13 protein-coding genes and 1 tRNA gene are annotated in these 13,379 nt (G+C 69.9%); 10 read left to right on the top strand and 4 right to left on the bottom strand.

Features of this window, described 5'->3' with window-relative positions; genetic code table 11:
• Nucleotides 1–3 precede the first annotated feature (3 nt).
• Genes CEP17_RS07710 through CEP17_RS07700 form a run of 3 tightly spaced genes read left to right on the top strand, consistent with a single transcriptional unit; the run spans nucleotide 4 to nucleotide 2,517 of the window.
• The gene (locus CEP17_RS07710; RefSeq protein ID WP_112931833.1) at nucleotides 4–771 is read left to right on the top strand and encodes an ABC transporter permease; all 768 of its coding nucleotides are present in this window, start codon (nucleotides 4–6) and stop codon (nucleotides 769–771) included.
• 10 nt (nucleotides 772–781) lie between these two features.
• Nucleotides 782–1,891 (top strand): sensor histidine kinase, encoded by a 1,110-nt coding sequence (locus CEP17_RS07705; RefSeq protein WP_112931832.1) that lies wholly within the window; start codon nucleotides 782–784, stop codon nucleotides 1,889–1,891.
• A complete protein-coding gene (locus CEP17_RS07700; protein WP_112931831.1) occupies nucleotides 1,885–2,517 on the top strand; it encodes a response regulator transcription factor in 633 nt (210 codons plus the stop codon). The genes CEP17_RS07705 and CEP17_RS07700 overlap by 7 nt, the downstream gene beginning before the upstream one ends.
• Nucleotides 2,518–2,559: 42 nt before the next feature.
• Here the strand turns inward: CEP17_RS07700 and CEP17_RS07695 are convergent, their stop codons facing one another.
• Genes CEP17_RS07695 through CEP17_RS07685 form a run of 3 tightly spaced genes read right to left on the bottom strand, consistent with a single transcriptional unit; the run spans nucleotide 2,560 to nucleotide 5,685 of the window.
• The gene (locus tag CEP17_RS07695) at nucleotides 2,560–3,405 is read right to left on the bottom strand and encodes an NAD(P)-dependent oxidoreductase (protein WP_036316432.1); all 846 of its coding nucleotides are present in this window, start codon (nucleotides 3,403–3,405) and stop codon (nucleotides 2,560–2,562) included.
• Nucleotides 3,406–3,415: 10 nt separating this feature from the next.
• A complete protein-coding gene (locus CEP17_RS07690) occupies nucleotides 3,416–4,036 on the bottom strand; it encodes a hypothetical protein (protein ID WP_112931830.1) in 621 nt (206 codons plus the stop codon).
• Between the two features lie 29 nt (nucleotides 4,037–4,065).
• A complete protein-coding gene (locus tag CEP17_RS07685; RefSeq protein WP_239498608.1) occupies nucleotides 4,066–5,685 on the bottom strand; it encodes an MFS transporter in 1,620 nt (539 codons plus the stop codon).
• Nucleotides 5,686–6,124: 439 nt separating this feature from the next.
• On the opposite strand from CEP17_RS07685, the gene CEP17_RS07680 reads away from it, so the two are divergent.
• The 3 genes from CEP17_RS07680 (at nucleotide 6,125) to CEP17_RS07670 (ending at nucleotide 11,111) form a co-directional block, all read left to right on the top strand.
• Nucleotides 6,125–9,211, top strand: coding sequence for a carbohydrate binding domain-containing protein (locus tag CEP17_RS07680; RefSeq protein WP_239498607.1), 3,087 nt, complete (start codon nucleotides 6,125–6,127; stop codon nucleotides 9,209–9,211).
• 72 nt (nucleotides 9,212–9,283) lie between these two features.
• A complete protein-coding gene (locus CEP17_RS07675; RefSeq protein ID WP_112931828.1) occupies nucleotides 9,284–10,114 on the top strand; it encodes a sulfurtransferase in 831 nt (276 codons plus the stop codon).
• Between the two features lie 16 nt (nucleotides 10,115–10,130).
• Nucleotides 10,131–11,111 (top strand): aldose 1-epimerase family protein, encoded by a 981-nt coding sequence (locus tag CEP17_RS07670; RefSeq protein WP_112931827.1) that lies wholly within the window; start codon nucleotides 10,131–10,133, stop codon nucleotides 11,109–11,111.
• Nucleotides 11,112–11,185: 74 nt separating this feature from the next.
• On the opposite strand, the gene CEP17_RS07665 is transcribed toward CEP17_RS07670, so the two are convergent.
• Nucleotides 11,186–11,386 carry a hypothetical protein gene (locus CEP17_RS07665; protein WP_005049688.1) on the bottom strand — a complete coding sequence of 67 codons (201 nt, stop codon included), beginning with the start codon at nucleotides 11,384–11,386 and terminating at the stop codon, nucleotides 11,186–11,188.
• 156 nt (nucleotides 11,387–11,542) lie between these two features.
• Between CEP17_RS07665 and CEP17_RS07660 the strand changes: the two genes are divergently transcribed.
• The 4 genes from CEP17_RS07660 to CEP17_RS07645 all read left to right on the top strand — a co-directional run bounded on the left by CEP17_RS07660 (nucleotide 11,543) and on the right by CEP17_RS07645 (nucleotide 13,367).
• Nucleotides 11,543–11,923, top strand: coding sequence for a DUF5684 domain-containing protein (locus CEP17_RS07660; RefSeq protein WP_036316238.1), 381 nt, complete (start codon nucleotides 11,543–11,545; stop codon nucleotides 11,921–11,923).
• A 61-nt stretch (nucleotides 11,924–11,984) separates the two neighbouring features.
• Nucleotides 11,985–12,587: an asparagine synthase gene (locus CEP17_RS07655; protein WP_112931826.1), complete on the top strand. Its 603-nt coding sequence runs from the start codon at nucleotides 11,985–11,987 to the stop codon at nucleotides 12,585–12,587.
• A 40-nt stretch (nucleotides 12,588–12,627) separates the two neighbouring features.
• A tRNA-Arg gene (locus CEP17_RS07650) sits at nucleotides 12,628–12,700 on the top strand.
• Nucleotides 12,701–12,842: 142 nt separating this feature from the next.
• Nucleotides 12,843–13,367: a DUF4395 domain-containing protein gene (locus tag CEP17_RS07645; protein WP_112931825.1), complete on the top strand. Its 525-nt coding sequence runs from the start codon at nucleotides 12,843–12,845 to the stop codon at nucleotides 13,365–13,367.
• The last annotated feature ends 12 nt before the right edge of the window (nucleotides 13,368–13,379 follow it).

Genomic DNA, 13,379 nt, shown 5'->3' with positions numbered 1-13,379 from the left:
CCCATGGCTCATGCGCTCACGATCTCGCCCACGATGCTGCGCGTGGAGGCGCTGCGTCAGCTGCGAAACCCCTACACGCTCGCCTTCACTCTCGCGATGCCGGTGGGGATGTACCTGCTGTTCGGTGCGGGCGCCGCCTATGGCGGGATGTCGGCCGGACACGGCAACGTCCGCTTCTACGTCATGGTGTCGATGGCGGCCTACGGTGCGGCGGTGGCGATGACCTCGGCGACGTCGACGGCGGCTGTCGAGGCGGCGCAGGGATGGGGACGCCAGCTGGCCATGACGCCGCTGCGCACCGCCGGGTACGCGGCGACAAAGCTGATCACCGCGCTGGCGGCGGCGACGCTCGCGGTGGCGCTCGTCTTCGTGGTCGGCGCCGCCACGGGAGCGGAGGCGTCGGACGGATGGCGCTGGGCCGCCTCTGCGGTTCTCGTTCTCGGCGGTGCGCTGCTGTTCGGGCTCTACGGGCTGGGGATGGGGCTCGTGTTCCGCTCGGACGGCGCGGCGACGCTCGCCTCGATCTCGCTGACCTTCTTCGGATTCTTCGGAAACGTCTTCATGCCGTTGGACGGCACGATGCTCGACATCGCCCGGTTCACACCGATGTACGGTGTGGTGGCGCTCGCGCGCTGGCCGCTCACCGACGGTGTCCTCACCACCGGTCAGACCGATCAGCCGTGGGCCATCGCCCTCAACATCGTCGTGTGGCTGGTCGTGTTCGCCGCGCTGGTCGGCGTCGGTGTGAAGCGCTCTCGCGCCCGTCGGTAGGGTCGAGAGCATGAGTCGCGAGGCAGGGCGCGTGCGGGAGCGGGGCCCCGACTCGGTCTGGGAACGCTACGGCTGGGTCATGGCCGTCGTGTGGCTCGTCTTCCTCATCTACCCGATTCTCGGCCTGCTGCGATCGGCCGCCGATGCCGGCTGGATCGTGACAGGCTGGGTCGCGCTCGTCGCCTTCGTGCTCATCTACATCGCAGCCTTCCTCAACGGCATGAGCGGCGACGGCGGGGGGCTGCTCACGCCGCCGAGGCCGATCCAGTGGGTGGCGTTCGGCGCGCTGATCGTGTGCGCCGCGCTCACCATCCCCGCGGTGTCGGGCAACGCGCTGAGTTTCGTTCCGTTCGTCATGTCGTTCGCGTCCTACGGCCTCACCCGTCCGGCCCACTGGGCGACGGTCGCGGGCGGAATCGGCGTCGCGGCGGCGACGGTGATTCTGCTGCCGGATGGCGTCGATTACGTGGCGGTGCTCGCGATCATCGTGCTTCTGGCGACCGTCAACACCGTCACGACGGCGCTCATCGTCCGCTCCGTGCAGGCGCAGCAGCTCGAAGTCGAGCTCGCGACGAGCGAGGGACGGGAGGCCGTCGCGCGCGACGTGCATGACTTGATCGGCCATTCACTGACCGTCGTGCGCGTCAAAGCGCAGCTCGCGCGACGGCTCATCGCCACCGATCCCGAGCGCGCCGACGCCGAGCTCGCCGACATCGAGGCTCTCACCGCGGAGGCGCTGTCGGGGGTGCGTGAGACCGTCGCCGGCATCCGCAGTGCGACGCTCGCCGACGAGCTGGCGACCAGTCGCGACGTGCTGCGCGCCGCGGGCGTCGGGTTCGTCGTGCACGGGGATGCCGAGGCGCTCTCGCCCGCACAGGCCCTCACGGCGAGCTGGATCCTCCGGGAGGCGACGACGAACGTGCTTCGCCACGCCTCCGCCTCCGCCGTGTCGGTCCGTATCCGTCCGGGCGGCCTCGTCGTGGCCGACGACGGGCGCGGCATACGCGGACCCGAGGGCAACGGTGTGCGGGGGATGCGGGAGCGCGCCGCCATGTCGGGGGCGCGGTTGTCGATCACGGCCGCAGGTGCGGGCGGCACGAGCGTGGAGGTGACGTGGTGAGCGTCGAAGATCGGGCCGGGGGCATTCGGATCGTCCTCGCCGACGACCAGGCGATGCTCCGCGGGGCTCTGGCTGCGCTGCTCGATCTCGAGCCGGACATGAGGGTGGTCGGTGTCGCCGGCGACGGCGACGAGGCCCTTCGCATCGTCGAGGCCGAGCGGCCCGATGTCTGTCTCATGGACATCCAGATGCCCGGTCGGGACGGGATCGAGGCGACCCTGGCGATCCGTGCGGCCAGCCCGCACACGCGGGTGCTCATCGTCACGACGTTCGCCCGACCGGGCTATCTTCGCGCCGCCTTGGATGCCGGGGCCGCCGGATTCGTCGTGAAAGACGCATCGGTCGAGCACCTCGCCGACGCGGTGAGGCGAGTGCATGCCGGGCTGCGGGTCGTCGACCCGCAGCTCGCCGAGGCGAGCCTGTTCGACGGCGCCAACCCGCTCAGCGAACGGGAGCGGCAGATCCTCCGCCTTGCCGCCGACGGTCGCGATGCCCCCGCCATCGCCGCAGAGGTGTACTTGTCGGCCGGCACGGTTCGCAACAACCTCTCCGCCGCGATCGGCAAGCTCGGCGCGTCGAACCGGGCTCAGGCTGTGCGGATCGCGCAGGACAAGGGGTGGCTGTAGCGGCCGCGCCCTGCTTCCGTCGGCGCTCGCCCCGCGCGCGGCTCAGACCTCGTCGCGCCAGGAGTGCTGGGGGGTCCAGCCCAGCAGTCGCTGCGCCTTCGCGGTCGAGAAGAGCGAATCGTTGACGCCGAGGTCGCCGCGGACCTCGACGTCGGGGAACACATCGGCGACCAGTTCCGCGTTCGGGCGGCTCATGACCGTGTCGGTGTTCGCGATGAGGAAGTGGTCGAACCCGGCCGGCGCGACCTCCAGTGCCCGGCCGATGACGGCGGCGGCGTCTCGGGCGTCGATGTAGCTCCACAGGTTCCACTTGCGCAGGGTCGCGTCGGCGTCGAACGAGGGGAACTCGGCGTAGTCGGCCGGGACCATGACGTTGGAGAAGCGCAGCGCGGTGATCGACACCTCGGGGTGCCACCGCACGAGCTCCTTCTCCATGGTCTCCTCGAGGTGCTTCACGAGCGAGTAGACCGTCTCTGGGCGGGCGGCGTACTCCTCGTCGACCGGCAGGTACGGCGGCGGCACGTCGAACGGCAGGCCCTGCACGGTCTCGCTCGACGCGGTGACGATGCGGGTGATGCCCAGCCGGATCGCCGCCCACATCACGTTGAAGGTGACCGCGATGTTGTTGTGGAAGGTGGCGACGTCGGAGCGGATGCCGGGAGCCGGGATGGCCGCGAGGTGCACGACCGCGTCGAGCCCGTCGTGCTGGTCGTTGACAGCCTGCAGGGCGTCGACGGTCTGCCCGTAGTCGGTGAAGTCGACCTGGACGAAGCCCGCGCCGCGGGTGCCGACGACGTCCATCCCGACGACGTCGTGGCCCGCCTCTCGCAGTTCGCGGACGACGACGGTTCCCAGCTTTCCGGATGCTCCGGTCACGGCGATGCGCATGGGTCCGAGCCTAGCCGCGGTCGAACTCGGGACGAACCTCGGCGATCCCCGCGAGCTCGCTCTGCACTCGACGATGAAGCCGCCGCCCCTCGTGGAGGAACGCGTCCTCGTCGGGCATCGCCTGCTCCGGGTCGTGGGCGTTCCATCGGGCGTTCCAGGCGCGCAGGTCTGCCGCCAGTGCCGGACTCAGACCGAGGGCTGCCGGGTCGGCCGGGTAGCTGTCGGTGAAGCTCTCCCATAGGGGGCTCTCTGCCCAGCCCAGGAACATGCGCACCACGCGCAGTCCGTCGGGCAGGACGACCGGTCGTCCGGCGCGCGACTGAGCCGACAGATAGCGGTCCTGCATGACGCGGCGCGCCGCCCACCGGTGCCGATCGTTCGGCGGTTCGCGGTAGTCGTAGCCGGAGAGCCAGCTCAACCCGGCCGCTGGACCGCGGGCGCTCACGAGAGCGAGAGACCACAGTCGCGTCTCGTCCCAGCGGCCTGCCTCCCCGAGGGCGGCATCGACCGAACAATCCCAGAGATCCGTCGCCGTGACCGTCGGGGCCGGGCCCTCGAAGGTGTAGAGGCGGAACCGAGGGCGCACGTCCTGCGCTGTGATGATGTCGGCATCGACTGCCTCCGCGCGCATGGTGCCGAGCCTAACGCCGCTGCCCGAGCCTAACGCCGGGCGAACCGCCGCAGCTGCGCGGCGCCGACGAGACCCAGCAGGAGGAACAGCGACGCGAGCAGCAGTGACCAGCGGGTCGCGTCGGCGAACCCTGCCGAGAGGGCGTGCACGGCGGCATCGGTCTGTGCTCCGAGCATGCTGGCGGAGCCCTCCGCGCGCAGCTGTGAGATCAGGGTGCCCGCCGACGTCCGCGTCGCGTCGGCGAGCTGTGACGCCGCGGGGCCGGTGATCCCGGCATCCGTCAATGCTCCGGGAAGGGTCAGCGCGAGCGAGACCGACAGTGCCGCCCCGGCGAACGCGGTGCCGAGCGCCGTGCCGATCTGGCGGACGGTCGACTGCGTCGCCGAGCCCTGGCCGCTGATCTCCACCGGCACATCGCGCAGCACCGTGCCCGTGAGCTGGGCAGAGGCGAGGCCGAGGCCGAGGCCGTAGAGGACGAGCGGCAGGGCGATGACCCACCCCGGCGTCGTGGCGGCGACGATCCCGGCGAGGATCACGATGCCGATGACTTCCAGGGCCAGGCCGATCAGCACGGTGCCGGGGGAGCCGAACCGCGCGGCGAGATGTCGTGCTGCCGCTCCCGACGCGAACGCCCCGAACGCCATGGCGGCCAGGACCAGACCCGTCTGCATGATCGACAGCCCGAGCGCCGCCGTGAGGTAGAGCGGGAGGACGAAGATGATCGCGAACTCGCCGACGGCGACCATGGCGGCGGTCACATTGCCCCACGAGAAGGTGCGCAGAGAGAAGAGGTGCAGATCGAGCAGGGCGTCGCGTTGCACGCGTTCGCGGTGCCGCTCCCAGAAGACGAACAGCGTCAGTGCGACGGCACCGACGGCCAGGCAGACGGGCACGATCGAGACCGGGGCCGACGCGGGCCAGACCCAGCCGGCGATCACGAGGTCGGTCTTGGGCGTCCACCAGCCCAGATCGGGTCCTTCGATGACGGCGAAGACGAGCGAGCCGAAACCGATGGCCGACAGCAACGCGCCATCGACGTCGGCGCCGCGGCGGAAGCCGGCACCTCGCGTTTCGGGCACGGCCCACAGTGCCAGCGCGAAGACAACCGCGCCCAAGGGCAGGTTCACCAGGAACACCCACTGCCACGAGGCGTACTGGGTGAGCGCGCCTCCTACCAGCGGTCCGATCGCTGCGGCGCCCGAGATGACCGCGCCCCACACCCCGAAGGCGGCGGCGCGGTAGCGGCCCTGGAAGACGGCGTTCACCGTCGAGAGCGTCGACGGCATGATGAACGCGGCGCCGACGGCCTGCACGGCGCGCGCCGAGATGAGCGCCCCGCCCGTCGTGGATGCCGCCGCCCACACACTGCCGCCGACGAAGACCAGGATGCCGAGCAGGAAGAGGAGCTTGCGGCCGAAGCGGTCCGCGAGCTTGCCGGTGGACAGCAGGAGCGCCGCGAGCAGCACCGCGTACAGGCTCGAGACCCACTGCGCGTCGGTCAGGTCGAGTGTGAGGTCGCGGATGATGTCGGGCATGGCGACACCGACGATCGTCCCATCCAGCACGATCATGCCGAGTCCGGCGGCGAGGACCGCGAGTCCCATCCATTCGCGCCGGGACGGCGCTGCGTCGACGATACCTTCAGTCATACTGAAAGTATGCACCCGAGACCCGGTTGATGTCCATGAGGCGGGGTGGGGACTGTTATCGATAACCCATCGAAACGGGCATCGAAACCGCGGGAGCGGGCTTGCCGCTCCTTTGTGGTACCGGTAACATCGCGAACGTTCCATCCGAACGGGATGTCGGGGGCAGTGTCGCTCACCCGAGCGCCGCCGTCTTCGCACAGACCGGACGACTCCCCGGACAGGGATCGGGAGAGCGTGCATGCCGGCACGTTCTCGCACTGCACTTCGCGTGCGCCCACCGTCCGAGGAGTCGTCGGAGTGTTCCCGACTGTGCACGGGCGGCGAAGCCGCCTCGGTCTGGAACGGCGAAAGTGTACACCCCGCGAGGCGTGCTCACACTGAACGTCGAGGCTCCTGCCGATGGGCGCACCGAGGTACCCAATCAAAAGGAGTCATCGACGTGAGTCATCACAAAAAACCACCCACACCCTCTCCGCGGCCGGCGCTGCGCCGTCTCGGCGCACTCGCCGGCGTCGGCGCGCTGGTCCTGTCGGCGCTCGCGACCTCGCCGGCGACGGCGGCGACGACCGAGCTGTTGAGCAACGGCACGTTCGAAGGCGGCATCGCCGGCTGGAGCGCACCGTTCGGCGGCACGCTTGCGGCCAGCAGCGATGCCCGGACGGGCACCGGGGCCATCCAGATCTCCGGTCGGACGGGGTTCCAGTCCGGGCCGGCCGCGACCGTGACCGGGCAGCTGAAGACCGATCGCTCCTACGATCTGTCGCTGTCGATCAAATACACCGGCACGCCGGCGACGCATAACGTCAACGTGACCCTTTGCACGGCCTCGCGCAGCGCGTGCGCGCCGGTGGTCGGTGGCACGGCGACGTCGGGTGAATGGCTCACGCTCACGAAGACCTTCACCCCGGCCGTCGACACGTACGACTACCTCTTCGTCGAGACGCCGTGGGACACGACCGTCGCCTCCTTCGTCGTCGACGATGCATCACTGACGGTTCAGAGCACGACGCCGACGACCCCCACGGTGCCGGAAGTGCCGGTCGTCCCCGGCAACCTGCTGCCCGACGGTCGCTTCGTCGACGGCTTCACCGGGTGGCAGGCTCCACGCGGCGGCACGCTGGCGCTGACGACGGATGCCGCGAGCGGCCTGAACGCGCTGAAGGTCACAGGCCGCACGAACACGCAATCCGGTCCGTTCGCCAGTGTCACCGGCAAGCTCGAGGCCGGGGCGGGCTACCGCCTGAGCGCGAAACTCAAGTACACCGAGGGCCCCGACACCCAGCAGTTCAACTTCACCTTCTGCCCGGCCAACTTCAACGGCTGCGACGATCGTGGTCAGAGCTTCACCAAGGGCGAGTGGGGATCGTTCTCGAAGGACTTCGTCGCCGACCAGCGCCACCCCGGCATGGACTGGCTGTTCGTCGAGACCCCGTGGAACTCCAACGCGCTCCAGGACTTCCAGGTCGACGAGATCTCGCTCGTCAAGATCTCGGACGCTCCGGCCGGCCCCGGCTTCACCTCGCTGGAGAAGGTGCAGACCAAGCCGATCGGTGACCACAACCCGCTGGTGGGCCACAAGTTCGGCGCCGACCCGCACCACCTCATCTACAACGGTCGCCTCTACATCTACTCGACCAACGACACGCAGCAGTACGAGGCCAACTCGAAGGACGCCAACGGGCTTCCGACGGCGTCGAACGGGTACGGGGCGATCACGACGCTGAACGTCATGTCGACGACCGACATGGTCAACTGGGTCGATCACGGCTCCGTGCCGATCGCTCGCGAGGGCGGCGCGGCTCCGTGGGCGCGCAACTCGTGGGCGCCCGCGGCGATCGAGAAGGACGGCAAGGTCTACCTGTACTTCTGCGACAGCGGCACCGGCACGGCCGTGGTCGTGGGCGGTTCGCCGCTCGGACCGTGGACCGATCCGCTCGGCAAGAAGATCATCCCCGACACCGTCTCGCGCGACTACGTCAACAACGGGGGCTTCCCCGCCGGCATGTGGCTGTTCGACCCCGAGGTGTTCATCGACGACGACGGTCAGGCGTACCTGTACTTCGGCGGCAACTCGCAGATCGGCTCGGGCGCCAACGTCCAGGGACCGCAGAACCCGAAGTCGACGCGCGTCGTGAAGCTGAAGGACGACATGGTCACCCTCGACGGTGACCCCGTCGAGATCGACGGCCCCGGCATGTTCGAGGCATCGTCCATCTTCAAGCGGGACGGCAAGTACTACTACTCGTACTCGTCGAACTTCCAGGTGAACGAGGTCCCGGGGCAGTATCCGTCGCGCGGCGGTATCGCCTACATGATGACCGATGACCCGATGAAGCTGCCGGCATCGACGTACGCCGGTGTGGCCTTCCAGAACCCGAGCACGTTCTTCGGACCGGGCAACGGCGGCAACAACCACTCCGACATGTTCACCTACAAGGGCGAGACCTACTTCACGTACCACGCGCAGACGCGCGGGGCCGCGTGGGCGCAGGCCCTCGGCACGGCGGGACAGACGCAGGGGTACCGCTCGGTGCACATCGACAAGCTCGAGTTCAATGTGGACGGCACGATCAAGCCCATCGTCGGCACGCGCGCCGGCGTTGCGCAGGTCGAAGACTTCGACCCGTACCGTACGTTCGAGGCCGAGACACTGGCCTGGCAGCTCGGCGTGAAGACGACGGCGACGACCCAGCCCTCGGTCGAGTTCCCGGAGCACAACGGCAACGGCAACATGGCGCTGTCCAGCATCGACGACGGTGACTTCGCCGCGCTGTCGCAGGTCGCGTTCGGCGAGGGTGCGGCGACGGTGTCGGCGCGCGTGAAGCCGCTGGTCGAAGGTGCCTCGGTGCAGGTCCGCCTGGACAACGTCGACGGCCCGGTCGTCGCGACGCTCCCGGTGGAGGGCACGGCCGGCGAGTGGACCACGGTCACCGCCGATGTCACCGGCGCGACGGGCACGCACGACGTGTTCTTCGTGTTCGCCCAGCCCGAGTCCGCGGCGGTCGAGGCCACGGGGCCGCTGTTCGAGGTCGACAACTGGACGTTCACGGCCGCGCAGGCGCCCGTCGAGAACGACCCGTCGATCGCCCTGAGCGCGACCGAGGTTCGTGCCGGCGGCGCGCTCACCGTGACGGGCAGCGACTTCACCGTGCCGCGCGTCGAGGTCGGTGTGGCCAGCACCTACCGGGCGCTCGCGGAGGCGGATGTCGTCGATGGCGCGTTCTCCGCGCCGGTCGTCATCCCGTCCGACCTCGAACCGGGCAGCCACACCATCCAGGTGCGGGTCGATGGTGAGGTCGTCGCGTCCGCGGCGATCACCGTGCTCGCCGCCGGCGACGCGGGCGGCGATCCGGGCACGGGCACAGGTGCGTCGACGCCGGCACCCGCGGCGGGCGGCTCGAACCTCGCCGCGACCGGCGGTCGGTCCGACGGCCTGGTTGCAGGTGCGTTCGCCGGGGTGCTGCTCCTGTTGGCGGGTGGGGCCGTGATCTGGCGCCGCCGCCACCTGAGCCGCGTCTCGGACTGATCCCCTGAGCGTGCGGGCGGATGCCGAGAAGTCGGCGTCCGCCCGTACGCGCTCGCGCGTAACCTCTCTCCCATGAGCATGTCTCCCCTCATCACCCCCTCCGAGCTGAAGGCCCAGCTGGGCTCTCTCACGCCGCCGGTCGTCCTCGATGTGCGTTACCGTCTCGACGCCCCCGACGGTGCGGAGGCGTACCGCGACGGCCACGTGCCCGGTGCCGTCTACGTCCGCATGGACGGCGAGCTCGCCGTGCACGGGGCTGCGAGCGAGGGGCGTCATCCCCTTCCGTCTCCGGCTGACTTCGAGCGTTCCGTGCGCAGCTGGGGGATCGATGACGGCGACACCGTCGTCGTCTACGACGATTGGAACTCGTTCGCCGCGGCCCGCGCCTGGTGGATGCTCACGGACGCCGGCGTTCCCGCCCGGGTGCTCGACGGCGGGCTGCGCGCGTGGCGCGCCGCCGGAGGGGCCCTCGAGACCGGCGAGGTGACCCCCACGCCGGGCGCCGTGACGCTGCATGCGGGACAGCGCCGCAGGCTCGACATCGACGCCGCGGCATCCCTCGCACACAGCGGCGTGCTGCTGGACGCCCGCGCACCGGAGCGCTACCGCGGCGACGTCGAACCGCTCGACCCCGCCGCCGGACACATCCCGGGCGCCCGCAACGCGCCGACCACCGAGAACCTGGATGCCGAGGGCCGGCTCCTCGCCCCCGACGTGCTGCGTGCCCGCTACGCCGATCTGGAGGGACAGTCCGTCGGTGTCTACTGCGGCTCGGGCATCACCGCTGCCCACGCCGTTCTGGCGCTCGCGGTCGCGGGCCACGACGCGGCTCTGTACCCGGGCTCCTGGAGCCAGTGGTCGAATACTCCCGACCGGCCGGTCGCCACCGGCGACCGCCCCTGACACTACGATGTTGACGATGCCACAGACACCTGCCCCGACCACCGCGTCCGTTCCCGCCTCGGGGACCAACGTGACCCTCCGTCACGGAGCCTACGAAGCGCACATCGCCAGCGTCGGCGCGTCGCTGCGTGCGCTCACGTTCGACGGGCGCGACCTCGTCGTGCCCTTCGCTGCCGACGAGGTGCGCCCCGCCTTCCGCGGTGCCACTCTCGCCCCCTGGCCGAATCGCGTCGTCGACGGCGCGTATTCCTTCGGCGGGCACAGCTACGAACTCGCGCTCAGTGACATCGGCCGCCCGAATGCGTTGCACGGCCTCGCCGTCTGGCTCGACTTCGCCGTCGTCGATCACACCGCCGACGCGGTCACGCTGGCGGCGGTGATCGTGCCGCAGTCCGGCTACCCGTGGCGCGTGCGTGTGGAGACGACCTACCGGTTGGGTGCCGACGGTCTCACCCAGACCGTGGCGGCGACGAATGAGAGCGCGGATGCCGCGCCGTTCGGCACCGGTCCGCATCCGTATCTGGTGGCCGGTTCTGCGCCGCTGGACGGGTGGACGTTGACGCTGCCCGCCGACCGGGTGCTCGAGGTCACCGACCACCAGCTCGCTCCCATCGCGCTCGCCGAGGTCGCCGGCTCGGATCGTTTCGACTGGCGCGCGCCGCGGGTGCTCGGCGATGTGGAGATCGACCACGCGTTCACCGGGCTGTCCCGCGCGGACGGTGTGGCGACCGTGCGGTTGGTCGACCCGTCCGGTACCGGCGTGGAGATGGTCTGGGATCAGGCGTGCCCCTGGGTGCAGATCCACACGGCCGACCGCCCGCCGCTGGCCGACGGCAGGCCCGATCCCGGTCACCGCGCCGGCCTCGCCGTCGAGCCGATGACCTGCGCTCCGGACGCCTTCAACGCCGATCGCTACGACTACGACGCGGGCCTGATCGTCATCCCGGCCGGCGGATCGGTCTCGGCATCCTGGCGCATCGCCGCCGTCGGTATCTGACTGCGGCAGTCGCCCTCTCACGCGAAAGGGCCCCGACACGGACGTGTCGGGGCCCTTCGGCGTGAGGAGACGACTCAGTGGTCGCCGCGGATCTCTTCCTTGATCTCGTTGCGCTTGTGGACGGAGTCGCGCTCGGCTTCGGCCTTCTTGACCTCGGCGTCGGCCTTCGCCTCGTCGATCTTGTCGGAGACACGGTCGACCGTGTCCTCGAAGCCTTCCTTGATCTTCCGGCCGGCCGTCTCGGCCGCGTCCTTCGCGTCGTCGATGAATCCCATGGCGACTCCTTTCATCAGGTCGGACTTCCACGGTACGAACCCTCTCCGCCACACGAAAGGGCTTGCCGCCGGTGCCGTGCCCGTGCTAACCGCAGCCCGTGCGGTCGCCGCAGCCCGCGCTGGTGGGCGGGCGCGCACGACCCCTAGGATGGCGCCGTGAACAACACCGGCACTCTGGACCAGTGGCAGGCGGCTTTCGGCGGCGGCACCGGTCTCGTCCTGTTCGTCGTCTATTACGTGCTGCTCGCCGTGGCGATGTGGAAGGTGTTCAGCAAGGCCGGATACCCCGGCATCCTCGCCCTCATCCCCATCGTGAACTGGTTCATCCAGGTGAAGATCGCAGGATTCTCGGCGTGGTGGGGGTTGTTGGCGATCGTTCCGATCGTCAACGTCATCTTCTTCATCATCGTGGCGATCCGCATCGGCCGCGGGTTCGGGCACGGCGCCTTCTTCTCGATCGTGCTGCTGCTGCTGTTCGCCCCCATCGGGTTCTTCATCATCGGCTTCAGCTCCGATCGGTACACGTCGCCGGCCTGAGCGCCCGTCGCGCATTCCGTCCCGGCGTCGGTCTTCCCTAGGATCGAGGGGAGGGGATGCCGTGGTCAACGAGAAGCGCGTACGCACCCGTGACGTGGTCGCGGAGGGGCTGTACATCGCGTCCGCGGCGACGCGGCTGAGCCTGAAGAACACGATCCTCGTCCACATCCTCGCCGAGGGAGAGGACTTCGACCTCGATCGGTATCTCCCCGAGGCCAAGGAAGCCCTGGAGACCCTCGCCGCGGAAGCGGAGGACGATGCGGCGCGCACCGAACGGCAGCGTCGCGCTGCCCGCGGCCGCCACACCGACTCGGACGGCACGCACGACTATCGCAGTCGCGATGTGCGCAACCTGCGCCGCCGCCAGAAGCAGTCGCTGCACGTCGCCCATGAGCTGCGGCGTCGCGCCGACGACACCGAAGAGCTGCGCAAGCTCGTCCTGGACGCGCGGGATGCCGCGTGGGCAGAGGTGGCCGGCAACATCGATCGGACGCTGCGGATCGAGGCCGCGCGCCCCGATCTCGACCCGGACTACGAGCATATGCGCACGGCGCGGATGCAGGCACTGCGGCTCGTGGACCTTCCGAAACTTCGCGCCCATCGGCGCAGCGTCGCGGCTCAGCAGAAGCAGCAGGACCCCGATTCGTCACATCCCGGCGCGTAGGCTAAGCTGGTCCTCGGCCCTCCAAGAGGTGCCGGAAACTGCGCCCGTAGCTCAATGGATAGAGCATCTGACTACGGATCAGAAGGTTAGGGGTTCGAGTCCCTTCGGGCGCACACTGTGTTGAGACAGTAACGAGAAAGGCCCGCGGCATGCCGCGGGCCTTTCTCGTTCTCCGGCGGCATCGGCGATCGCGCGTGCGTGAAGAAGTGTGACGATCCCGGCCCCGACGCCTGCGCGGCGACCTAACGTATCTGCGTGGCCACTTCCGCTCCCGCCTCCGTCCGCCCCGCCGGCATCGACCCCCGGGGTCCGCGCTTCGCGGCATCCATCACCGCCGTGCTCCTGCTGGCCGGCACGTTCCTCGCCCTGCTGGGAACGTCTGTGCGCGAGGCCGCGACTTTCGCCGAGAGGCTCGCCGATCCGGCGTTCCTGCTGCTGCTCGTCGTCGACCTCCTCTTCGTGTGGGGTTTCGCCGCTCCGCGGACGGCGCCCTGGGGTGCGCTGTACCGGGTCGCCGTCCGTCCGCGCCTGCAGCCGCCGGTCGACCTCGAAGACCCGCGTCCCCCGCGCTTCGCGCAGGTCATCGGATTCGTCGTCGTGACGGTCGGCCTCGTGCTGCACGTCGCGGGCGTCGCGTGGGCCCTGCCGATCGCCGCGGCCCTCGCATTCATCGCCGCGTTCCTCAACGCCGCCTTCGGCGTGTGCCTCGGCTGCCTGCTCTACCTCGCGCTCGCCCGTGCCGGCGTGTTCCGCCCGCGGGGCGGCCTGCTGGGCGCCTGAGGGACGAGCGCG

Origin of the sequence: Microbacterium sp. PM5 (assembly GCF_003293595.1) — a bacterium.
In the GTDB taxonomy this organism is placed as follows: Bacteria; Actinomycetota; Actinomycetes; order Actinomycetales; family Microbacteriaceae; genus Microbacterium.
The sequence above is the reverse complement of the archived record's forward strand: the minus strand, read 5'-3'. Positions and strand labels throughout refer to the sequence as shown.

What these genes read in the sequence shown, in the direction of transcription:
- CEP17_RS07710 (WP_112931833.1), top strand. Translation starts at nt 4, where the DNA reads ATGGCTCATGCGCTCACGATCTCGCCCACGATGCTGCGCGTGGAGGCG.
- CEP17_RS07705 (WP_112931832.1), top strand. Translation starts at nt 782, where the DNA reads ATGAGTCGCGAGGCAGGGCGCGTGCGGGAGCGGGGCCCCGACTCGGTC.
- CEP17_RS07695 (WP_036316432.1), bottom strand. Translation starts at nt 3,405, where the DNA reads ATGCGCATCGCCGTGACCGGAGCATCCGGAAAGCTGGGAACCGTCGTC.
- CEP17_RS07690 (WP_112931830.1), bottom strand. Translation starts at nt 4,036, where the DNA reads ATGCGCGCGGAGGCAGTCGATGCCGACATCATCACAGCGCAGGACGTG.
- CEP17_RS07685 (WP_239498608.1), bottom strand. Translation starts at nt 5,685, where the DNA reads ATGACTGAAGGTATCGTCGACGCAGCGCCGTCCCGGCGCGAATGGATG.
- CEP17_RS07675 (WP_112931828.1), top strand. Translation starts at nt 9,284, where the DNA reads ATGAGCATGTCTCCCCTCATCACCCCCTCCGAGCTGAAGGCCCAGCTG.
- CEP17_RS07670 (WP_112931827.1), top strand. Translation starts at nt 10,131, where the DNA reads ATGCCACAGACACCTGCCCCGACCACCGCGTCCGTTCCCGCCTCGGGG.
- CEP17_RS07665 (WP_005049688.1), bottom strand. Translation starts at nt 11,386, where the DNA reads ATGGGATTCATCGACGACGCGAAGGACGCGGCCGAGACGGCCGGCCGG.